At 46.9% G+C, this 23,297-nt stretch carries 16 protein-coding genes and 2 tRNA genes; 10 read left to right on the plus strand and 8 right to left on the minus strand.

What is annotated here, in order from left to right; genetic code table 11:
* Positions 1-803: 803 nt before the first annotated feature.
* Positions 804-886: transfer RNA gene (locus ACSAZK_RS02550), tRNA-Leu, on the minus strand.
* A 286-nt stretch (positions 887-1,172) separates the two neighbouring features.
* Entirely contained in the window at positions 1,173-1,547 is a 375-nt protein-coding gene (gene cutA / locus ACSAZK_RS02555; RefSeq protein ID WP_440955863.1) for a divalent-cation tolerance protein CutA, read from the minus strand.
* Between the two features lie 443 nt (positions 1,548-1,990).
* On the opposite strand from cutA, the gene ACSAZK_RS02560 reads away from it, so the two are divergent.
* The 5 genes from ACSAZK_RS02560 (at position 1,991) to ACSAZK_RS02580 (ending at position 7,457) form a co-directional block, all read left to right on the plus strand.
* Positions 1,991-3,802: a site-2 protease family protein gene (locus tag ACSAZK_RS02560; RefSeq protein WP_440955864.1), complete on the plus strand. Its 1,812-nt coding sequence runs from the start codon at positions 1,991-1,993 to the stop codon at positions 3,800-3,802.
* 338 nt (positions 3,803-4,140) lie between these two features.
* A complete protein-coding gene (locus tag ACSAZK_RS02565; protein WP_440955865.1) occupies positions 4,141-5,085 on the plus strand; it encodes a potassium channel family protein in 945 nt (314 codons plus the stop codon).
* A gap of 171 nt (positions 5,086-5,256) precedes the next feature.
* Positions 5,257-5,934, plus strand: coding sequence for a potassium channel family protein (locus ACSAZK_RS02570; protein WP_048178984.1), 678 nt, complete (start codon positions 5,257-5,259; stop codon positions 5,932-5,934).
* A gap of 426 nt (positions 5,935-6,360) precedes the next feature.
* Positions 6,361-7,080, plus strand: a complete 720-nt coding sequence (locus ACSAZK_RS02575; RefSeq protein ID WP_440955866.1) for an RAD55 family ATPase — start codon at positions 6,361-6,363, stop codon at positions 7,078-7,080.
* Positions 7,081-7,313: 233 nt separating this feature from the next.
* Positions 7,314-7,457, plus strand: coding sequence for a hypothetical protein (locus ACSAZK_RS02580; RefSeq protein WP_440955867.1), 144 nt, complete (start codon positions 7,314-7,316; stop codon positions 7,455-7,457).
* Between the two features lie 116 nt (positions 7,458-7,573).
* Here ACSAZK_RS02580 and ACSAZK_RS02585 read toward each other — a convergent pair whose 3' ends face one another.
* Together ACSAZK_RS02585 and ACSAZK_RS02590 are read right to left on the minus strand one after the other, a co-directional pair.
* A complete protein-coding gene (locus tag ACSAZK_RS02585) occupies positions 7,574-8,431 on the minus strand; it encodes a response regulator (protein WP_052718368.1) in 858 nt (285 codons plus the stop codon).
* Entirely contained in the window at positions 8,421-9,143 is a 723-nt protein-coding gene (locus ACSAZK_RS02590) for an ATPase domain-containing protein (protein ID WP_440955868.1), read from the minus strand. The genes ACSAZK_RS02585 and ACSAZK_RS02590 overlap by 11 nt, the downstream gene beginning before the upstream one ends.
* 418 nt (positions 9,144-9,561) lie before the next feature.
* Between ACSAZK_RS02590 and ACSAZK_RS02595 the strand changes: the two genes are divergently transcribed.
* From ACSAZK_RS02595 to ACSAZK_RS02610, 4 genes are all read left to right on the plus strand, one after another.
* Positions 9,562-9,675 (plus strand) — tRNA-Arg (locus tag ACSAZK_RS02595).
* A 278-nt stretch (positions 9,676-9,953) separates the two neighbouring features.
* The gene (locus ACSAZK_RS02600; RefSeq protein WP_440955869.1) at positions 9,954-10,400 is read left to right on the plus strand and encodes a GNAT family N-acetyltransferase; all 447 of its coding nucleotides are present in this window, start codon (positions 9,954-9,956) and stop codon (positions 10,398-10,400) included.
* A 68-nt stretch (positions 10,401-10,468) separates the two neighbouring features.
* Positions 10,469-11,503: a DUF7544 domain-containing protein gene (locus tag ACSAZK_RS02605; protein WP_440955870.1), complete on the plus strand. Its 1,035-nt coding sequence runs from the start codon at positions 10,469-10,471 to the stop codon at positions 11,501-11,503.
* 181 nt (positions 11,504-11,684) lie between these two features.
* Positions 11,685-11,879, plus strand: a complete 195-nt coding sequence (locus tag ACSAZK_RS02610; protein ID WP_048178994.1) for an MM0924 family protein — start codon at positions 11,685-11,687, stop codon at positions 11,877-11,879.
* A gap of 164 nt (positions 11,880-12,043) precedes the next feature.
* Here the strand turns inward: ACSAZK_RS02610 and ACSAZK_RS02615 are convergent, their stop codons facing one another.
* From ACSAZK_RS02615 to ACSAZK_RS02630, 4 genes are all read right to left on the minus strand, one after another.
* A complete protein-coding gene (locus tag ACSAZK_RS02615; protein WP_440955871.1) occupies positions 12,044-13,744 on the minus strand; it encodes a DEAD/DEAH box helicase in 1,701 nt (566 codons plus the stop codon).
* 48 nt (positions 13,745-13,792) lie between these two features.
* Complete coding sequence (locus ACSAZK_RS02620; protein ID WP_440955872.1) at positions 13,793-16,747, minus strand: BREX system ATP-binding domain-containing protein; 2,955 nt, start codon at positions 16,745-16,747, stop codon at positions 13,793-13,795.
* Positions 16,748-17,113: 366 nt separating this feature from the next.
* Entirely contained in the window at positions 17,114-18,358 is a 1,245-nt protein-coding gene (locus ACSAZK_RS02625; RefSeq protein WP_440955873.1) for a BREX system ATP-binding domain-containing protein, read from the minus strand.
* A gap of 192 nt (positions 18,359-18,550) precedes the next feature.
* Positions 18,551-19,393, minus strand: a complete 843-nt coding sequence (locus ACSAZK_RS02630) for a hypothetical protein (protein WP_440955874.1) — start codon at positions 19,391-19,393, stop codon at positions 18,551-18,553.
* 646 nt (positions 19,394-20,039) lie between these two features.
* Here ACSAZK_RS02630 and ileS point away from each other — a divergent pair.
* A complete protein-coding gene (gene ileS, locus ACSAZK_RS02635; RefSeq protein WP_440955875.1) occupies positions 20,040-23,234 on the plus strand; it encodes an isoleucine--tRNA ligase in 3,195 nt (1,064 codons plus the stop codon).
* Positions 23,235-23,297: the final 63 nt, after the last annotated feature.

Below are 23,297 nucleotides of genomic sequence, written 5' to 3' on the forward strand. Positions count from 1 at the left end.
TGGGAATTTTCTTTCTTAATATCGGCAACTAGGACCCTCAAAGCTTGCGAAGCAAGCGGCCCTTCCTGAAATTTCAGAAAAAAAGCGACAGCAAAATAAAATACAATTATTGGCTTTTAGTTGTATTCAACTCACTTCACGTCATATTCTGATTTTTTAGTTATCCATACATATTTTTTTGGGAACATCTATACTATTTTTAGTCATTTTAATGCATCTTCTGGAAAAGCCGGTCGTCTTCGACGACCGGTGAGAATGCCAGTACCTATAAAGCAAGTCGAAAAAAGATTTCGGGAAAAGCTGAACAGGGGAATTACAGCTAAACCTTTACTGGTTGATTTAGATAGGTTTTCTACAAAGCCGAAAGAAGGGATATATGTAAAGCTGCGAAAACAACTTAACTGTTTGGTTTGAGAATCAAAAAGAAGGAAGATACACTTCGCACTTTATATAAGAGCTTAAAAGAAGCTCGAAAAAGTACAAAGAAGACCATGGGCTTGCATCAGAATCCGATGTAAAGGACTATCTGACCGCTGAGCAGAAAGAGGAAATATATGACCTCCAAATCACCACTACAGGCTTAATAAAGGCGGGAATTGAATATCAAGAAAGAAAATCCCTTTTGAAGAAGCGAGATCAAAATTTACCACTTCGGTTGGCAACGCCCTGTATTGAACAGAAACAAAAGAGTAAAATGACCTAATTAATTCAGTTCTGCAGACTCGTGATTAGCAATTTGAAAAATGAAGCAGTCTCTTCCCAAAAACAAGGATTCCAGAAATAGCAAATTTTAATAAGTTTAGTGCGAGGGAAGGGAGTCGAACCCTTGAACCCCTGCGGGAATGGATCTTGAGCCCATCGCCTTTAACCACTCGGCAACCCTCGCGCAATTGATTCATTTTTCGGTCTAAATATTCTCCAGGCATTTCCGAATTAATTATATCCTGGGCCTGTAACCGTTGACTGCCTGGTTACTCCCGCTTATGGATGAGTACCAATATGGTAACGATGAAACTACCATATAAAGCTAATCCTGTAAACAGGACAGATACAACGTCCGGGAGCCTACAGAAAAAGCAAAGTTTTCTCCCGGAACCGGATTGGGGAAAGGCGCTCTCTTATGAAAAACTCCTTTCCGGGAACTCTGTCCACTATAAACTCGGGGCACAGGCTTAAAGGTCCCCGGAATATTTCTCCCCGGAATTGTTTGTTTTTTCTCCCGAACTGTTTACCAGTACCCAGTCGAGGTACTCCTGCTCCCCTCCGATCTCCCAGAACTCGATAGCGGGCAGTTCATACGTATGGAGGGCTTTTACAAGCTTGCAGATCTCATCAAAGCGGGAAGAGTCAGTTTTAACGATCATTGCAATTTCGGAATCATCCTCAATTTTGCCTTCCCAGGTGTAGACCGATGATATGGGAAACATGTTCACACAGGCTGCAAGTTTCTTTGAGACCAGCGCTCTGGCAATGGTAGAAGCGTTCTTCATGTCCCCAGTTGTTATGTATACGATTCCCTGCATCTTACCCGGAACCTCCGGAAACATTAACAATTTAAATGATGTTATTGTTTAACGATTTCAAGCCAATAAGTAATTCCAGCTAAATCACTTCAAACCAACAATTTCAAACCAACAATTTCAAGCCAATAAGTAATTCCAGCTAAATCACTTCAAGCTAATATTAATTCAAGCCAATAAGTAATTTAGGCTAATAGAAAGTGTTATACCTTGTGATAAATTATAAATGGTAATTACGAAAAATGGGCTTTGTACGGGAAAGCAGGCATGAGTATTTATATATTGATTTTAATATAATTACTCAGATTTAGATATGACATGTTTTGTTTGATTGCTATTTGGCCCTCTGACTTTTCTGCACTGTCTCAAGATTTGGCCTATAACATAATATAATAAAACGTTTTATTTGCTTTAAGTTCCGAATAATTCGATTCATACCCAAGATCATTTCATATTCTCGGAGAATTTCTTTGAGTGGCACAAGCATTGCAATAAGCATATTCATACTGTACTGGTTCCTTGTCTCTATCCTGGACAGGCGGGGAATTCTGGAAAAATACAATATAAGCACCTTCGGTCCGCTGCCCATCCTTATGATCAGGACCACAAAAGGACTCAAACTGCTTGACATCCTGGCCCGCCCCAAATTCTACTGGCGGGTTTTTGCAAACCTCGGGATCTGGCTTATGTTTGTGGGCATGATCGCCATGTTCCTGGTAATCGCGCTCTCGGACTTTGCGCTGTACACGTCTTTCCTGAACAACAACGTCCCGGAACCGGGCAAGTACAATGCCGCCAGGAATATCCTGCTTATCCCCGGCCTAAACGAGTTTATCCCCTTTACCTGGGGGGTTATTGCGCTAATCGTCACTCTCGTGGTGCATGAGTTTTCCCACGCAATCCTCTGCCGGGTGGAAGGCATCCGGGTCAAGTCCATGGGAATCCTGCTTGCCCTTGTGCCTATCGGAGGTTTTGCGGAACCCGATGAAGAACAACTTTTCGGCAAAAAAGAAAAGCCAGTAGAAGAAAACGAACTTCCTCTTACTGCCTCGATTGATGAAATAGAAGAATGGGAACGGCAGGAAGAGCAAAGGAAAAGGGAAATACCTCTCAAAGTCAAAGAACAAAAACCTGCTCTGGAGCCTGAAAAAATTGCAACCCGGACCCAGCGGTCCAGAATCCTGGCTGCCGGGGTAATGGCAAATTTCTGTGTTGCCTTCATCGCTTTACTGCTCTTCTTCGGGCCCGTGCTCGGGGCAATCGCTCCCCTGAGTGATGCCATGGTCCTGAGTGTAAACGAAAGTTCCCCTGCTGACCTTGCAGGAATCCGGGAGGATATGGTAATTACCCGGATAGATGATACCAACATCACCAACGCCATGGACGTCCTTTACTACCTGGAAACCGTTGAGTCCGGGGACATAATACAAATCCATGCCCTGGAAGACGGAGTAGTTTCGGTGTATGAGATCGAAGCTTCCGAACTGGCCGACGGCCACATCAATGGGGTGCCGATTGGAGGGGTTGTGGAAGAAAGCCCTGCCGAAGCCGCCGGTTTCGAGGAAGGGATGACCATGATCCGGCTCGATGACACGGAGATGCAAGACGTTGCCGATTTTGTAAATTTCATGGAAAATTCTCAGGCCAACCAGACCATCCGGGCAGAACTGCTTCCCCCTGCAAACTACACGGGAGCCCTGACGGAAAACGGCACGGTTGTACTTGATGTTAAACTGGCTCCCCATTCCATTGACAGTGAGCGTGGGTTCCTGGGAGTTATGTACGGAATGGACGGGATTGTCGAATGCCCGATGCTCGGCGTTTCCCTGTGGATGCCCCAATCAAAATACTATCTTGAAGCCCTCAAACAGATCCCCTCCCTGCTCACAGGACTTGCTGGCTGGCTGATCCTCTTCGGGCTTCCCATCTACGGGTTTGCTGGGGAAGGGTTCCGCGGCTTTTCGGGCACCATTGCCCAGTTCTACCAGCCCGTGGGCTGGGCCGAACCCCTGGGAGTCGGCATCTTCTGGATTGCCAATACCCTGCTCTGGATAGGCTGGCTGAACTTCTATGTGGGACTCTTCAACTGCCTGCCCGCGGTACCCCTGGACGGGGGTCACGTGTTCAAGGACTACACCTACTCCCTCGTGTACCGGATTACAGGAAAGGAAGACGTCTCTGCAAGAGTCTCCAATTCTATTTCAGCAACATTCTCAATGCTGATTCTGTTCTCGTTTATCTTTATGATAATCGGGCCGTTCATAGGGCAGTGGTTGAAATGAAATTAAACGAAATGAAATTTTTCAGTTAATATGCCGGAAACTGCGGTGGAGCTTGGAAATTTCGGGACTGGAAATATCGGGACTGGAAGTTTCGGGGCCTGTTATCCGTAAAGCTCCGGATATTTTATTTTCTTTTTTGAGGTGGCATGTTAACCGGCTTTCACAATAATTATAAGATATCCCCGCTAACTTATAAACAGTAATAATGAAAACAGGGTGTTTGAAAACAGGGTGTATTAATGGCTCTTCCCAGATCCGGTAGACCTGCAGGCAAGGCGAAAGTTCATAAAATAATGAGGAAAAGACCTCATTCAGCTTACAAGATTGCAGCTTTGCTTATGGTAATAATTTATATCATTCTCTTCGAGTACCTGATGGTTCTGGAAGGCCAGCCCGAGAATGCAAACCCGATAACTGCCATCTACTGGGCAACCACTACTATTGCAACGGTAGGTTACGGCGACATTGTCTTTACTTCCCTGGCAGGTCAGCTTTTTTCGGTGCTCGTGCAGGTAGTAGGCATTATCATGATTTCCGGTTTCTTTCTGACATACGTGATTATGCCCTGGCTGGACAGGTCAATCAAGTTCAGGCTTCCCAGGAAGGCCCCCCCCGGTTTGAAAGAGCACATCATCATTTGCGGATACAACCAGCTTGTGGAAACCCTTATAGATGAACTGGCCGCGCAGGATATCCTGTTTGTGATAGTTGACGATGATACGGAACTTATAAGGGAACTCGCCTACAAAGATATCCCCTGCATCCTCGGGGCCCCCAGCGACAAACAGACGCTCCTGAACGCCAATGTCAAAAAGGCCAGGATCCTGATTGCAAACAAGTCCGATGAAAGGAACGCAAATATCGTGCTGACTGCGCGGGAGTTCGAACACCTCCGGATCATTGCCATCGTAGAGGACCGCTCCAACTCCAAATACCTCAGGTATGCAGGAGCCGACACCGTGGTATCTCCCAAGTCCATGTTCGGGCAGTTCATAGGGAGAAAGGCTATGGACAGGCTTGTAAGCAGGGTTACCGGAGCAACCGAAATCTTTGAAGGGGTACACATCACCGAATTTCCCATATACCTGAAAAGCCCCCTTATAGGAAAAACCCTGAAGGACGTTTCCAGCCAGAGGCTTACCGGAGCACGCATTGTTGGGATCTGGATAAGCGGGACCCTGTCCTTTGACCCGAAAGAGGACGATGTGATCCGGGACAATTCCGTTCTCCTGGCCGTGGGAACCCCCGAACAGCTTTCAAAACTGAAAAAACTAACCCATTGAGCCCGTTTCCCTGGCAACGTAACAAAAAAAGTTTATTGTTTCAGAACATAACAGGCAGAGAAAAAACTGCCAATTATAAAGTCAAAGAATGAATCTGATGATTTCGATCTGATAATTTCGATCTGATAATTTCGATCTGATGATTTCGATCTGAAGATTCCGGAGTGAAAAATGGAGCCAAAGGGACATCTGGTCGTGCTGGGATACGGAGACGTCGGAAAGAGCCTCGTAAAGGTGCTCAAGAGCGGACCTTTTCGTTTTGTCGTCGTGGATTCGGATGAAAAGGTCTTCGAATACGCAGATTTCGAGCATATCGTGGGGAACGGAGCCGACGAGGAAGTGCTCATTTCAGCGGGGGTAAAGACGGCATCCTTTATTTTCGTGGCCCTGAACGACGATACGAACGTCATTTTTGCAACCCTGATTGCAAGAAGCCTTAATCCGAACTCAACCATCGTAGCCAGGGCAAACTCCGTAAAGTCCATCGACAAGATCTACAAGGCCGGGGCGGATTACGTAGGGTCCCTTTCCATCGTGGCAGGGCAGATGCTTGCCAAAATGACTGCCAGCTGTGTGGGAAAGTCCTGCAGGATAGATGAAGATATAATGCTCTACGAAGGCATAGAAATCGAAATACATCATGTGGAAAAGGGCTCTCACATGGATAAAAAGTCAATCGGGACCCTGGACCTTGAAAATAAGATCGGATGCACCATAGTAGGCATTGAACGCGGGGGCCTTGCCATGACTGATCTCACTAAGAAGACTTTAATAAGGGCCGGGGACGTGATTGCTGTCGTCGGAAGCAGTAAACAGATTTCAGAGTTTAAGGAAAAATATATTGAATAAGAAGTATAGTATGTAATTTCAGAGGGAACTTTTCAGGAAGAATTTTGAGGGGGACTTTTTCGAAAGAATGTTCAGGGGAACTTTTTAGGAAGAATGTTCAGGGGAACTTTTTAGGGAGAATATATCTGTTATTAGGGCTTATGCAATAAATGGAAACTGAGCTACAGCTAGAAATTGTTTGCAGTCGATGGTCACAGCTAATGATTATTTACAGCTAATGATTATTTACAGCTAATGATTATTTACAGCTAATGATTATTTACAGCTAATGATTATTTACAGCTAATGATTATTTACAGCTAATGATTATTTACAGCTAATGATTATTTGCAGTTAACAATTCGCAGTTAACAATTCGCAGTTAACGATTCACAGTCAAGAATAATGTACAGTTATAAAATTAGTTACCGTTAAAGATGTGATAAAATGGAGAGTTTATCTACCGGGATTGAGGGGCTTGATTTGATGATAGATGGCGGATACCCTAAGGGGAGGAGCGTACTTATTACTGGCCCTCCGGGTTCCGGAAAAACCATTCTCGGGCTGCAATTCTTGCACAGGAGCTGTTCGGAAGGCAAGAAATGTGTTATGATCCTTACCCGGGAACTCACGGAAGACCTCCTCAAGCAGGCAAAAAGCCTGGGGCTCGACCTTGACCCCTTCGTTGAAAACGGGCAGCTTATCATAAAGAACATCTTCGAGGAAAAAATAAACAAGATCAAAAGTTTCTCAAAATTCGGAAAGGGGCTCAGTACGGTAGATGCGGACATTCTTGACCACCTGAGCGGCATGAGCCCTGATGTCGAGGTCGTGGTCCTTGACAACATCGGGGTAATGGCCATTGACCATGATATCAAGGAATTTGCGGACAAGTTCAGCTCAATAAGTATCATCCTTATGAAAAACGGCTGTACGGGCTTCTTCGTCATGGACGAGGATTCCTACGAACTTACCCACAGGCTTACTGGCTACATGGTTGCCGGGCTGATCCGTTTCCTGGTGAAAGAAAACCTTAGTGTCGGGAGGACCAGCCAGTATATTTACGTCCAGAAAATGCGAAACAAGCAGGTGCCGGTAAAATACTCCCTGTATGACATTAGTTCCAGGGGAATTGAAATAATCAACAGCATAAAAGGAACTTTCTGAATAACAGTATAAATAAAAATGATAGAACTTTCCGAATTTCAGAGTATTTTTTCCTTAATTTTTTACCCTGAAAACTGGTTTTCGATCCAAATGCAATGAAGTATCCCAGAGTGCCCCGTCAACTTGCCTGGTGGCACCTCCCAACAAGAAATAAAAAAGAGAAGTGGAAAAAGAGAAGTGAAAAAAGAGAAGTGAAAAAAGAGAAGTGAAAAAAGAGAAGTGAAAAAAGAAAAGTGGAAAAAGAAAAGTGGAAAAAGAGAAGTGGAAAAAGAGAAGTGGAAAAAGAGAAGTGGAAAAAGAGAAGTGGAAAAAGAGAAGTGAAAAAAGAGAAGTGGAAAAAGAAAAGTGAAAAAAGAGAAGTGGAAAAAGAGAAGTGAAAAAAGAGAAGTGAAAAAAGAGAAGTGAAAAAAGAGAAGTGGAAAATAATATTTTTTCAGGCTGTACTTATTTCTGTTTTGTTTGAACCGTTATCGGTTTATCGGCCGCTTTTTTATCAAATTTCCTTTATCCTGAAATAACAGCATTCATTCCGGTTTCCAATGGTTTTATACACTTCGACTCCCCATCTGCCGGGCATTTTCGAGGCAACATTTGAGAAGATCTTTCTTGTGAGGGTACAGAGAATAGGGTTTCTGCGCGCCTGTTCTTTACCCCAGGGACAGGCTATCCCTTCAATTATGCAGGCGGTTCCTTCATCGTCTGTTTTCGAACTGAAATCCCCTCCGAGCTGGTTCATGATATCTTCACAGATTTTCCCTGTGTAGGCAAGGTCCAGGTCTTCCAGATCAAAGGAGTACATATCGATCAGGGTTTTCTGGACCATGCCGGTCATCTGGTTGATCATGATCTTTTTCTCTTCGTAAGAGATTGCCTGAAGAAGAGTGGGAATGATTTCGGTCAGGATGCTCTGAATCCTGTTTTTAACCTCGAGGCTGTCGCGTTCGGCCGCCAGTTTGTCGTGGAGGTCTTTTACCCTGAGCAGGGACTTAACTCTTGTAGTGAGTTCCAGCTTGTTTATGGGCTTCGTAAGAAAATCGTCAGCTCCCACATCGATCCCCCTTATACGGTGCTCAAGTTCCGAGAGGGCCGTAAGCATCAGGACCGGGGTGAACTGGGTCTCACTGTCAGCCTTAAGGAGCCGGCAGACCTCATAGCCGTCCACTTCGGGCATCATGACGTCCAGGAGGACCATGTCAGGTTTTTCTTCCCTGACCTTCCGAAGAGCCTCTTTTCCGCCGTAAGCGGTAATCGTTGTGTAGGGTTCCGATAAAAGGTAAGCTTCCATCAGTTCTACATTGATCTCTTCGTCATCGACAATCAGGATTTTGGGCGTTTTTTCTTCAATCGACAAGTTCTGTCCCTCCAGATTCCCGAATTTTGATCCCCTCGGGTGTAATTTCAAAGACCGACATGTCCGGAGAAATGGGGGTGCTGCGCATTTTGGAAATATTCAGGTAGCGCTCCATTTTTCCAAGGTATGCGTTTTCTTTTACAAGAAGCCGGATTGAGCCGTATGCCGTGTACTCCGCCAGTTGCTGGCTCATGTTGTATGCGGCTTCGTCCATAATCAAAAGAGTTGTGCATCTTTTTTTTCTAAGAAGGTAGTTCATCCCGTCTAGCTGGTCCCGCAATTTTCTCGTGGAAATCCGGAGGGCGAACACCCCGACATTATCAATAACAAGGCATTTCGTGTCTTCGGGTACAAGTTCTACGAGATTTGGGAGTTCGATTTCGAAAGTTTCGGGCTTGAATCCAACCCTGGTCTGCCCGATTCTTTCAGAGCGGTTCTCAAAGATCCGTTCGATGAGAAGCTGCCCGCTTTCGTAGTAAGGCTTGAGGTCGTGACCAAGCAGGCTTGCCTGGTAGAGAATATCCTCGGGAGTTTCCTCCGTTGCTATCATCATACACTTCTTGCCTTCAAGGCAGGACCTGTAAAGAAAATGGATTCCGAAGATAGTTTTCCCGGAACCGGCTACCCCTGTTATAAGGATAACCTTCTCCCCGGGATAGCCCCCGCTCAGCTTCTTATCCAGTTCATCTATACCCGTTGAAAACCTTTCCATTTTCACCCTGACCCTTTATGTTTCTGGGCCCCCGGCCTCTGTCCGGCTTTTGCACCGGATCGAATCGGAAGTCTTTCTGTATGCAGTTGTGTCCCGCTAAAACTGACTTTAAGATTTTAAGAATACTCTATTGATTAAAAGTAAAAATGATCTTCATATTTAATATTGTTGATGTGAATAACATTATATCAATCTTATAAATATTGTTTAATCGTAAAAGATTAACAGCCGCTAGCCTAACCATATGTTACTTCACATATTATATTACACTGCACAGGACATTTTTAGACTGTCGGAGGCAGAAAGTTCGGTATTCTTCAGTTGTAGGTTAAAGTAAATGTTTCTCTCCTACCAGGCATTCTTTCATTTTAAGAGAAAACTTTAATATGGGTTGTTCCTATCACTACTGCTACATTGCGGGCTCGTAGGGTAGCCAGGATATCCTAATGGGCTTCGAAGTAAAGTCTTTTACAAGGAGTAAAGTCTTTTACGAAGATACCCATTGACTCGTGTTCGAATCGCGGCGGGCCCGTTAAGTATTTTTGCTTGAAGTCAGTTTTTTCCTTTACTTCACTGAAGTAAATTTTCTACCAGCTATTCAAACATATTTTTACCAGGTAATTACGTTCCCTCCGTATTTAAGCAATTCCAAAAATTAATTGCAGTTGGGGCAATTAGTAAGTTATTCGGTAAGGTACTAAGTGAGTTATTCGGTAAGTCACTAAGTAAGAGGACCCGTATTATCGAAATTTACTTCCTGAAGATATCCAGGACATGAATTTGAAATTAAATAATATGGAATTTTCACATATGGATCTGAAGCAAGAGCACTCTTTTGAGATAAAATGGATTCGGGGAAACCTGGATCTGGAGGACCCCTACCATATCCGCCGGGAGGTCTTCATGAAAGAGCAGAATGTTCCGGAAGAAGAGGAGATGGATGCCGCAGATGCCGTTTCCTGGCATGTTGTCTTATACGAAAATTCGAAACCTGTGGCTACCGGAAGAATTTTTAAGGACGGTGAGGTGTGGTTGATAGGGCGTATCGCCGTCCTGAAAGAATACAGGGGAAAACAGCTTGGCAAACTGGTTGTGGAAAAGCTGCTTGAAAGAGCCGTCGAGCTGCAGGCAGGAGAGGTCCATGTCCACGCCCAGACCTATGCTGCGGGTTTTTACGAAAAGCTGGGCTTTGCGGCTTACGGGGAAACTTTCATGGAATCGGATATCGAGCATATCGGTATGCTGAAAAAAATGTGAAGCGCCCTAAAACTGTTTAAATTATATATAATTGATACTTACTTATTCCTTAAAATTGAGTCTGTATCATGGGATGGTACAGCATAGATGCGGTTGACAGGGCTTTTTCCCGGACGAGGAAAGCTCTTTTTGAACCTTTTGACTTCTGGAAATGGGCAAAACTTGCGCTCATCATATTTTTTGTAGGCGGTGCAGGCTCCAATTTTGGGGGCAATTACGGAGGCTCGGGGAACAACTACCAGGCGAGTCCCGACGAATTCGAAGATATTTTCCCGGAGATCGACCCCGGGCAGATTGCCGAAGTTTCCGGGATTATTATTGCAGGAATAGTGCTGGTCTTATTACTGGTTCTTGTTTTTTCTTACATCTCCAGTGTCATGGAGTTCGTTTTTGTGGAGTCTCTGGTAAAAAACGAGGTACTCTTCTGGGCTTATTCCAGAAAATTCCTGGGTAAAGGGTTCAATCTCCTGCTCATAAGGTTCGGTATCGGGCTTGTTTTCCTGCTGCTCATTGGGATTGCTGCACTCCCCTTAGTCTCCAAACTGCTTGAAAATACCTCGGATTTTTCCTGGCCTGCCCTGGTAGGCGGATTTATCTGGCTTTTTGCCGTGATTACGGGGCTTGCGATCCTGGGATCGTTTATCAATTCTTTCCTTAACTTTGCAATTCCTCTCTCCATCTATCGGGAAACAGGGATTCTCTCGGCTTTCGGGCTTGCCTTTGGAAATTTCAGGAAAAGCTGGAAAGAGCTACTGGTTTACTGGGTAGTCAGGTTTTTCCTCATGATCGGAATCACAATCTTTGTCGTAATTCTTTCTTTAATTCTCTTTCTAGCTTTCGGGCTGGTATTCCTGATTGTTGACGGAGTCCTGTATTTCCTCTTCTCGGCCCTGGTGTCGGGAACCATGCTCTGGGTGCTTCTAATCCCCTTTGTCCTGCTTGAACTGCTGGTGATCTTTGTGGCAATGCTTTTCCTGGGCGTGCCTTTTGCAGTCTTCATTAAGTACCACATGCTGAGTTTCCTTGAGGCCTGGTACCCCGAATCGGAAATTCCGATGTTTAACGGTTTTTCCAGTTCAGAACCGGAAATCACGGGATTTTAAATTTTTTTAATTTATTTTTCCTTTTTCTTGCTTCTTTTTAATTTTTCCTTCATGTCTCTTTTTCCTTTTTCCGGTATCAATGTTCAGAAGCTCTGTTTTTGTACATTATATTAGCATTGAAATGTAAGTCGTAATATGAAAACACCGGTTTTTTAGAAACACTGAACAAAGGGGTTAAATCATGAAACAGGAATTCATAGAAAAGTACTATTTGGGAAAGGAAGTTGAAATTGACGTTTGTGGGAGAAACACGTATCGTGGAATTGCTGCCGAATGTAAGGACGGGGTACTGAGCCTTAAGTGGAATATAAAAGAAGAAGGCTACACACATATCGATATCGAGAGTATTGCCGCCATTTGGAAAATCCTGAAGTGAAATCAGATCAGCTTAAATGAAATTAGCTTGAGTGAAATCAGCTTGAGTGAAATCAGCTTAAATGAAATATACTTTCTGTTGTTACGGATGTTATTGACCTGAAGCTCGATAGGAACTTCGAAAGAACTTATCCTGCTCAGGATAAATTTCTTTATATTCAAATATTACCTTTGAGTTTCCTTCCTTTGAGTTTCCTTCCTTTGAATTTCCTTCCTTTTTTCGATTTCAGCTTCCTGGATTTTTTCAGGCAAATACTCAAAAAAAGCCCCGAGCCCGGCTGCGCATTTCAAGCTATTAAATACACCCTTTACTGTCGATTTTTTAACCTGGACGCTGTCTTCTTCAAGCTTAACAACTTCCCAGGACTTCCCTGCAAGAGAAAAGCTCTGCCCGGCTCTAATGCAGCCTGGAGAAAGCCGGGCTTCCCCTATTTTTTTGTTTGTCCGGGAGTTCACGACTTCCACAAACCTTTCGAGAGGGATATTGGAATGGAGCGTACCCTCCTCGCCCTGGTTCATGATGAACTCCGAGGCGTAAATTTTCCGGTTTCTGGAGCTTATCAGCCCTGAAGCAAGCAGTTCTTCTATGATGCTTTTCAGGTCTTCGTAGGCACAGAAATTGTTGAATAGCCTGTAAAGGTAGTCTTCATCCACGCCCCAGGGGTTTGAGAACAGGACGGAAAAAATTTGCTGGACTGCGATGGAAAGGTCCGGGACATACACTTTGTTTCCAGGGAAGTTTTCTTTTGCATGGTCCAGAATAAGTTCGAATAAGGGCATTGATTTGCTGTCGCAAAGGAAAAAGACTCTCATTACCCCTGTCGTTTTTCCGGCGCATTCAAGGCCCTGTGCCAATAAAGAAAGGTTCCCTGGAATTTCTGCAAAGACAACGGCGTCGATGTCCCCAACGCCGATTCCGGAATCCGGGGTAACTGTCGAAACGCAAACGGCTCTTTCGGAATTTTTGACAAAGTTCTCCACTTCTTCCCGCTCAGACCCTGAAAGCTCCCCGTGGAGGACGGCCAGGTAGGCGGCTGCCGTTGAAAGGTTCCGGAACTTTTTCAGCAGGGATCCGACTTCTTCGGTTTTCTCCCTGCTGCCGCAAAAAACAAGGATTTTTTTTATGTTTTCCTTCCCTGCAAGCTCTAAGATTTCCTCGAATGAAGCTGCATAAGTCTCCTTTATCTCCCTCTCTTCTTCCACCCGGATTACCTGAAAATCGTCCATGTACCGTTCCCCGACCTGTACCGCGTTTCCGACAGGGGCTGAAAGGGCGTAGACGGAAAACTTTCCTGCAATTTCCCTTAAGCGTTCCAGGAGGAGGCGGACCTGGTCTCCCCGGCATCCCCCATCGATACCGTGGACCCCATCAAGGACCACAGCCCGTACCCTCTCCAGCCCTTCCGGATACCTGCAGAGCAGGGAGTCCAGGGCTTCGGGGGTCGTTATCAGGAAGTCAGGGGGGTTATCCGCATTTATAAAGACCCTATACGCTGTTTTTTTAGATACCCTCAGGCCGGGCCTGGCAAGCTGTTCACGGAGCCTGTCAAATATTTCATTTGCCTGCGCCCGGGTAGGGGTGAGGTAAAGCACAGCCAGCCCATTTCTCTTTTCTTCGAGGACAGTTTCGCACAACGGAGCAAGCACAGCTTCGGAAATCCCCTCTGTTTCCGGAGCCGCGATGACCGCATTTTTTCCCTCAAACACGGTCTTAATAACCATTTTCCGGACAGGAGATAAGGGCGCAGACCGGCTAAAAAAGGTGTACCAGGTCCTTTTCAGGAGCCTTTTTATATCCTGGTTTTCATCCCCTGTTTTTACCCTTTCTTCATATTCGGCTCGCTCATTTCCTTCTTTCTCACTCATACTCAGGGCTTCCGGAATTATTTATAGGGCTTTTTTTGCATTTCAGATTCATTTGAATCTTTCATCGGAACCGCTGTCCGGGCGATAACGCATGAGGTCCAGCCCTTCCACCGCAGCCTTGACGAAGTTTCGGGGCCTGTCAAGCGGGAGGTAAGAGTAAAGGTTTTTTTCAGACGAATAACCGTAGGCTTCGGAGTAGATTTTTTCTATATTTCCGAGCAGGGTTTGCAGGGATGGTTCGTCCAGGGTTTCAAGTTCTATCCGGCCCATGGAACCAAAGAGAGAGGATATTTTCGAAAACTGTTCCATGGATTCAAGCATTTCGGGCACGAATGAAAAGATCAGTTTCAGGTCAGATTCCCTCTCCCAGAGGTACGGGACAGGCTGCTGCGTCATTTTGCTGTAGATCAGGCCGCTTTTCTTTCCCAGGATGTCAGCGTCCTGGGTGTCGTCTATCAGGGACTCGTCTGAATTGCTCAGCAGGACAAGACCCCTGAGGGTGTTGAGGGCCTTGTCGAACTGGTAATCCGTATACCAGTAAGGGTCAACCGTCTCGGCTTCGTCGAAAAGGATGAGGACCCCTTCCAGCCCCAGGATGTGCTTTGCAGCCCAGCTTAAGCCGTTGAGCAGGTTGGAGTAAAGATTTGCCGCAGTCTGGTGTTTCTGGAGGACGGGAAAACCTGCAGGCCCTTCCCTCCTGCCTTCGATCCATTCGAAAAGCCACTCCCGATCCTTCCCTTCCTGCCAGGCCTCCTGCATTTTGCCAAGGTAGGGATGGCTACTGATCTTTTCTACTTCAGGACTTTCACTTTCGTTCAGGAGGGTAAGGAATGCCCTGAAATCCCTCAAAGCCCCGTTTTCCCTGAAACAGAAATTGTTTACAAAGCTTTCATACAGCTGGTGAGGCTTGTGGAAAGGAGTCTCCTGAGCATCGATTTCGATCCTGGCAACCCCCCAGTTTTTCCTGAGCGCCGTTTCCGAGAGCATCTCAAGGAAATGAGTCTTTCCACTTCCGTATTCCCCTATGACCTGCAGGGATCCTCTTCCTGAATCGAGCCAGCTACAGGCTTCAAGGAATTCTTTCTCCCTGCCCACTGAATACTTTTCAACACAGGAAAGAGGCACACCTCCAAGCCTTAGCGCCTCAATTATCCTGCGGGCTGCAATTCTCGGTTTGACATCCTCTCCGGGAGCGTTTCCATTCCCGGGACCCGGGACTTCCGCTTTAAGCTCGGCAGCATTTTGTTCAATTACCGGAGATTCGAGTTCAGAAGATTCAAGTTCAGAAGATTCGAGTTCAGAAGATTCGAGTTCTGGAGTTTCAAGTTCTGGAGATTCAAGTTCTGGAGATTCGAGTTCAGAAGATTCAAGTTCTGGAGATTCGAGTTCAGAAGATTCGAGTTCTGGAGTTTCAAGTTCTGGAGTTTCAAGTTCTGGAGTTTCAAGTTCTGGAGTTTCAAGTTCTGGAGTTTCAAGTTCTGGAGATTCGAGTTCAGAAGATTCGAGTTCTGGAAGTTCGTTTACCTCCCCGGTAAGTTCAGCAATTGATTTCAGAAGTGTTTCAGTACCTATTCCAGCAGAAGTCATAGGAGTTACAGGAACAGCAGATTTGGATGCCACATGTTCGGACTCTACAGGTTCAAGTGCTGTGGGTTCAGAGACTACAAGTTCAGAAACAGTAGATTCAGATTCCAAAGGTTCAGAAACAGAAGATTTGGATGCCACATATTCGGACTCTACAGGTTCAAGTGCTGTAGGTTCAGAGACTACAAGTTCAGAAACAGCAGATTCGGATTCCAAAGGTTCAGAAACAGAAGATTTGGATGCCACATATTCGGACTCTACAGGTTCAAGTGCTGTAGGTTCAGAGACTACAAGTTCAGAAACAGCAGATTCGGATTCCAAAGGTTCAGAGGCTACAAGTTCAGAAACAGCAGATTCAGAAACAGCAGATTCAATATCTGGTTCCGTGGTTATTTCGGGAGAAGCACGACTTATTTCTTTATCTGTCTCTGTATCTTCTTCTGTTTCACCAATTTGTTCGTATTTCTGCTTTTCATCCGAAGTAATCGAATTTATGGTAGCCAGCAAATTAGAGATTCCTGTCGAATCCTTATTTATTTCCGCTTCAGAAGTTTCTGCAGGAGTTGAAGTTGCTGAAGGTTCGGTCTTTTGCGCAGGGCCTGGTACTTCCCCTGAGAAGGAAACGTTCGGAACTGGACCTTCTGGAGCCCTTTCGTCCTCTAAAGGCTCAGGGGTTTTCAGCAAATTCAGAATTTCGTCAAGAGGCGAAGATTTTTCCAGGGCAGCCCCTTGCGAGTCCGTTAAATCAGCTGTTTTTCCGGAATTCGGGGATGCCGGATTGGAGGGGACTTCCAGCTGGTTTATCAGTTCTCCGGTGTGTGTTACTTCCGGAAGTTCAGGGATCTTCAAAATATCCGAGATTTCTATCGGATCCATTTTTACGGGAGCCGGGCTTTCAACCGGAGCAAGCACCTCCAATACGGCTTTTTCCTCAGCAGGCTCCTTTACCCCTTCAGGTTCGGGTTTATCCAGTTGATTTGAGACTTTCAGCAGGTCGAAGATTACGGGGACTGCAGGGGTTTGTGTTGCTTTCGGTGTTTTCTTTAAGGCGGGGGTTTTTGTCAGATCAGAGATTTTGGTAAGATCAGAGACTTCAGTCGGATCAGAAGTTTTAGTCGAATCGGGGGTTTTTGCCAGATCCGGGGCATCCATTGAATCCGGAAGACTGATTGAGGAAAGGGTTTTAATGTCAAGGGCAGCTCTGGGAGGAGGGCTGATTTTTTCAACCCTGCGGCCTTCGGAAGACAGAAGACTTGTCTCCTCAGGCAGGGATAAGGGCAGGGCTTCGACTGTGTCAATTACCTTTTCAGGGGGTTTGCTGCTTTTCAGCCTCTCCTTTGCTTTCCCGGTTTCTTTTGTTTTCCTTTCGGCTTCTGCTTTTGAAGAGCCTCCAAAAATCCGGCGGCTCAATTTACTCAAAATTTCAGTGAATTTTCCAAATTTAGGGAGTCTAAGTCCTAAAAAACTTTTTCCGGTCACGGCACCACCTGGGGGAGTAATTTGAAAATAAATACTGGGAATTAATATTGGGAATTAATATTGGGAATTAATATTGGGAATTAATATTGGGAATTAATATTGGGAATTAATATTGAAAATCGAGGATTTGAATAAAAAGCAAAGAGTATAATATATTAAATTTATTTAATGCTTAATAGAAGTTACGCACTTGGGAAGTAAAAACAAGCACATGAGACCTTACCAATAAAATAATTATTTAGATAGTTTGGAGTCTCATCCCACTGTTTTTTGTTTCAACTGCGTAAGTCCTTGCTTAAATTTTTATCAGGTTTTCTCCGCCCCCTTCACATTTTCCATACTGTTTGCTTTCAGGGCATGGAAGGAAGGGACAATCAGCTGGACAAAGAGGCGGTTGTATGCGATTTCTCCGTAGCTTTCCTGGTCGGCTTTTTCAGCAACTTCCCTGATCGTGGCTTCCAGTTCGGCCTCATCGAATTTCACTTCGTGGGCGATTTCGTAGATCCTGGCAAGCTTTGCCCCGATTTCGGTCAGGAGGTCCACGGGGTCTTTTGAGAGGTTTTCAAGGTCGATCTTGACTCCCGTGGGGTTGATTTCCCCTTCAAAGGTGGTCGAGAGGCGCTGGTTGAGGGCTTCGTAGACATTTGTCCTGCCTTCCAGGAAGCTCTCGTCAGGCACGGCATAGAAGACCATGGTTCCTTTCAGGGCACCCCGGCTGCAGGCATCCACCAGTTCCCTGAGGTTCTGGAGGAGGGTGCTGCGTTCCCTTGTGCTCATGCTGGGAGTCTGTTCGGCTTCGTCCAGCAGTACTATAAGCCCCGAATACCCGGTTTTCAGGACAAACTGGACAAGGCAGCGCAGCATCTTGAAGGCGCTTGACCTGTCGATTTTCTCGTATATGTGCAGCTCGTTCAGGAGGTTTGCGGAGGGGTTTTCTCCTTTGAGCCACTGCACGATGAGGTCGAAAAGTTCTTCGTCTCCCTCATAAAGGGCCATGAAAGCTTTTTTTATCGCGTTCTGGAAACTCGTGCTTTCAAAGGGGCCAAGTCCCCTGAGGTAGTTTTCCACCTCCTCTCCCGGACGGTAGGGGGGGACCAGGGGTAAATTCTCAATGGTCTCAATGTACCACTTTCTCAGGACCGCCTCTATCCCTTTTTCAGGCTCATTCAGAAGGGCGGCTGCTTCCTGGGGGAAGATCAAATTAGAAACAATGGCCCTGTACACCTCTTCCAGCTTGTGGAAGGGCACGGAATTGGCACTCAGCTCGATGTAAGAAGTGATGTAATTGTGTTCCCAGGCCCTCCCGAGTACATTGTACAGGAAATGGGTCTTACCCCCTCCGTAGGCTCCCACGACCATTTTGAAGGAGCTCCCACCGTATTTTATGTAGTCTTTCAGGTACTCGGCTTCGATCGTTTCCATGTACCTGTCCAGGCCCGCCGTGAAAAACTGGTATCCGTAAAGGGGAGGCTGCCCGGTCCCCCCAACCTCGTTTATGATCCGCTTTGCCAGGGTCCTGTCGAGATTTTCAAATTCGATTTCACCAGACATTTTTCCTCTCCCTTGCTCTGTCACTCCGTTTCGCTTAACGTATTATTGTAAATCGAATTGCATCAAATTGCATCAAACCGTGCCAGCCGTATCAAATCTAATCATAATAATCTCATGAATAGTGTCAGCTGTATCAAATCGCATCAAATCGTGCCAGTTGTATCAAATCATATCACAATCGTGTCAGCCGTATCACTTTAATTCCCTGAACTTTACCTGGGATATTGACTCGCCCAGGCCTTTTCCGGACTGCGGGGGGATCCAGAGGAAAGCTGATTTTCGTTTTGTTTCCGCTCTCCTTGCCGTTATGAGCCTGAGTTCGAAACCTTCAAGCCTCCGCTTTCTCAAGCGTGAGAGGTCATAGCTGAACATGATCCGGCTGTATTCACCGTAGTATTTTTTCAGGGGGTTTTCCCTGAACTTTTTATCCTGAATGACAAAAGAGTACGCAGAAATGATCTCGGAAACCGGGATTTCTTCATCAAAATTCTTATTCTCCCGGAGCAGGCAGACCCTGTAGGCTTCCAGCAGGTTGTTCAGGAACTCGTCGTCATCGAATTCCCTGCCGCTTATGGTTTCGTCCCATTCCAGCAGCTTTGCCGCAGTCAGGTCCGGGCTGGCTTTAACCGTATCAATCCTCTCGAATTCGGGCCCGTAGTAGATGTCTACCTTGTTCGCATCCAGCTTTACCACAAACGTGTACATCGAGGTCCTGAGCCGCGGGTAATGGCCTTCCAGAGAAAAACCTTGATCCTTCAGGTTTTCAGCCAGTTTTCGTCCGAAATCCGCCTTTACAAGGGCTTCGAGACTTGAAATCTCAGCCCTGTATGCTTTAAGTTCCGAATTTATCCTGCCCTTAAAAACAGGGTCGAACAGGCAGTTTTCCAGGTACCTGTCCATTTTCTTCACTTCGTCTTTCAGGATGCTCAAACGTCTGGAAGGGTTCTCTTCCTCTTTCCCGATTTTTCTCAGGGCCAGCCTCATGTTTTTTGCCAGAGTTGCCTGGCTCCCGAGTTGTTTTATTATGTCTTCCATTCAAACCCTCGCGTCCTGCTCTCGTAGCAAGGTATTTTATACGGAGTACATAAATCTGCCTATATTTTTATCCGAAGTTAATAATTCTACCCAATTTATAATAATTTATTATGCAATGTTCGGATTTTTCCGGAGATATTCCTCGACTTTCGCAAAAAAATGGTCTGAGTTATAACAATAAAGCAGACACGAATTTTAATAAAAAGGATTGAGGATCTTTAGCCATGCGCACCTGGTTAACCTCTTACGTATCTCCTATCTATTGGTAAAAGTTTCATCAAAGTTCAGTAAAAAACACTTTGAAACATCCATTTCAGGCTCATCTGCGGGGTGGCAGCAGGTTCCTTTTCCAGGTTTCTATAATAAAGCTTAAATTGAGTGCAGTAATTACTGAATAAACTGCACTGACTGCCCGGACTTGATAGCCGGACCTGATGAGCCAAATCATAAGTAAATTGTGCGAGGAATAGGAAGCTTGCATGCTCCGAAACGAGCAGGTTTACTTCAACAATTAACTCCATTGATTGACCTTATCGATTAACTTTGTCGATTAACCTCATCGGTTAACCTTATCGATCCACCTTATAGATTAACCACGCTGGTCAACTTTATCAATCAACCTTATCTTTCACAGGGAGACCCCCACATGATAAAAGAAATTACTGCCAAGTATGATGCAGGACAAATCGAACAAAAGGTAACGCAATTCTGGGAAGACAGCGATGCGTACCGTAAGACCCGGGAACACCGCAAGCCCGGAAAAAAGCTCTTCTTCGTAGACGGCCCACCTTACACCACAGGGCACATTCACCTGGGGACTGCCTGGAACAAGATTATCAAGGACTCCATTCTCCGCTATTATTCCATGAATAACCGCAACATCATGGAGCGGCCGGGCTGGGACATGCACGGACTGCCCATCGAGGTCAAGGTCGAAGAGGTGCTAGGTTTCAAGTCCAAGAAGGACATCGAGAGTTTCGGGGTAGGGAACTTCATCGGAAAATGCAAGGAATTCGCTATCACCCAGAAGGAGGCTATGACAGAGCAGTTCGAGCGCCTCGGGACCTGGCTCTTGTGGGAAGACCCCTACATGACCCTAAAAGACGAGTACATCGAGGCCGCCTGGTGGACTCTCAAACAGGCCCAGGACAAGGACCTCCTGGATGTGGGCAAGCGTGTAGTCAACTGGTGCCCCCGCTGCGAAACCGCAATTGCCGACTCCGAGGTGGAGTATGATGACCGGACTGACCCTTCCATTTATGTCAAGTTCAAGGTCAAGGGGGAAGAAAACACCTTCATCGTGATCTGGACCACAACCCCCTGGACCATCCCCTCGAACATCGCCGTTGCAGTTCACCCGTCCTTTGAATACGCAAAATTCCGGGCAGTCCGGCAGGACGGAAAGGAAGAAGTCCTGATCGCCGCAACCCCCCTCATCGAAAACGTGCTCAAGAAGGGCAGGTACACAGATTACGAGGTCCTTGAGACCATGCTCGGGGAAGACGTTGCAGGGCTTGAGTACGAAAGCCCGCTCGGGGACCTGGTGCCGGTCCAGAAAGAGTTCAAACATAACGTCTATGAGGCTGAGTACGTAACCGCAGAAAATACCGGTTGTGTGCACATCGCCCCGGGGCACGGGATGGACGACTTTGCCGTGGGGATCAAGAACAAGCTGCCCATTTTCTGTCCGGTTGGCCCTAACGGTTCCTACACCGAGGAAGCAGGCAGCTACGCAGGCCAGAACATCCGGGAGGCAAACCCCGGGATCATCAACGACCTGAATGAGCGCGACCGCCTCCTTGCCGAAGAGACGATTACCCACAGGTACGGGCACTGCTGGCGCTGCAAGACCCCGATCATCTACCTGGCAACCGAACAGTGGTTCCTTAAAATTACCGATCTCAAGGAAAAAATGCTCGAGGAAATCGATGCCGTGGACTGGTATCCCGACTGGGCAGGCTCAGCCCGTTTCAGGACCTGGGTGGAAGGCGCACGGGACTGGTGTATCTCCAGGCAGCGCTATTGGGGAGTCCCGATTCCAGTCTGGAAATGCCAGAAGTGTAACAGTATCGAGGTCATCGGGACCAAGGAAGAACTAATAGAGAAGTCCTCCAACGCAGGCGGGGAAATCGAGCTGCACCGGCCCTACGTGGACGAAGTGACCATCCCCTGTGAGTGCGGCGGCGAGAAAAAGCGTGTTGAAGACGTCTTTGACGTCTGGTTTGACTCGGCTGTTGCTTCCTGGGCAACCCTGAAGTTCCCGCACAGCAGGGAGGACTTTGACGAATGGTGGCCTGCCGACTTCATTACCGAAGGCCACGACCAGACCCGCGGCTGGTTCTATTCCCAGCTTGGAGCCAGCATGGTGAACTTTGGAAAAGCTCCTTACAAGAGCGTCCTTATGCACGGTTTCACCCTGGACTCCACCGGAAAGAAGATGTCCAAAAGTCTCGGAAATGTTGTCACCCCCCAGGAAGTGATCGACAAGGTCGGAGCCGACACCCTCAGGGCTTACGTGCTCTCAACCAGCGCCCCCTGGGAAGACCTTAAGTTTAACCTGGAAGAAGTGGAAACCGTTCACCGATCCATCAACATCCTCTGGAACGTCTTCAGGTTCCCCCTGCCCTACATGGCCCTGGATAAGTTCGACCCCATGCAGGTCTCCCTGGACTCCGTGAAAGGCGCCCTCAGGGAAGAAGACAAATGGATCCTTTCCAGGCTGCAGTCCCTGATTAAAGCCGTGGACGACGCCATGAGCGGCTACCTGCTCCACAAGGCGGTCAGGGAAATTTTCGAGTTCACCCTGGAAGACCTCTCCCGCTGGTACATCCAGCTCATCAGGCCCAGGACCTGGACCGAAGCCGACGACCCGGACAAGCTTGCAGCCTACCGCGTGCTCTACGAGATCTACGTAACCCTCACAAAACTGATAGCCCCCTTCATGCCCTTCCTGGCCGAGGAGATGTACCAGAACCTTGCCAGGAACGTGGACCCCAAAGCCCTCGAGTCCGTGCACATGTGCGACTGGCCGAAGGTTAACGAGGACCTCCTGGACTCCGAACTTGAAGCCGCAATGGCCACCGCCCGCGCAATCGTGGAAGCCTCCTCGAACGCCCGCCAGAAAGCAGGCAGGAAACTCAGGTGGCCGATTTCCCGGATCGTCCTGAGCCCCGAAAACGAAGAAGCTGCAACAGCGGTCAGCCGTCTCAAATCCGTCCTGATGGACCAGACCAATTCCAAGGACATCGTGCTCACCGCCGTTGGCGAAAGCTGGGACGAACTGGGTCTCGAAGTAATCCCCGACCCCGGCAAGATCGGCCCGGTCTTCAAGAAGGACGCCGGAAAAGTCGTCCCCGCCCTGAAGGAAATCGACGGCGTTTTCCTCAAGAAAGCCTTTGCCGAAGCCGGCGAGTTCGAACTCACCCTTGCCGACGGCTCGGTCGTGACCGTCACCCCCGAAATGGCAAACTTCAACGAAACCCTCCCCGAAGGCGTCGCAAGCGCCAACTCCGATGCAGGCCTCGTCTACGTGGACGCCAACCTTACCCCAGAACTCGAAGCAGAAGGGTTCACCAGGGAAGTAATCCGCAGGGTCCAGGACATGAGGAAGGAACTCGACCTCATTGTTGACGATAACATCATAGCCCTGGTCCAGATCGACGACGACAGGGTCCTTGACCTGGTCGACACCCTTGGCGAACTCCTCGCAGAAGAAGTCCGGGCAAGCGTCCTCGAACTCTCCAACGAAGACGAAATCACCGGAGACCTCGTAAAGGACTGGGAAGTCGAAGGCATTGCCATGAAGATCGGAATCGCAAAGGACCTGGAATCAGACGACTGAAGGAATAAACAACTAACAGAAAAAAATAACAAGGAAAAAAGGAAAACGGAGAGGAGTGATTAA

Origin of the sequence: Methanosarcina sediminis (genome assembly GCF_052056915.1) — an archaeon.
Taxonomy (GTDB): Archaea; Halobacteriota; Methanosarcinia; order Methanosarcinales; family Methanosarcinaceae; genus MTP4.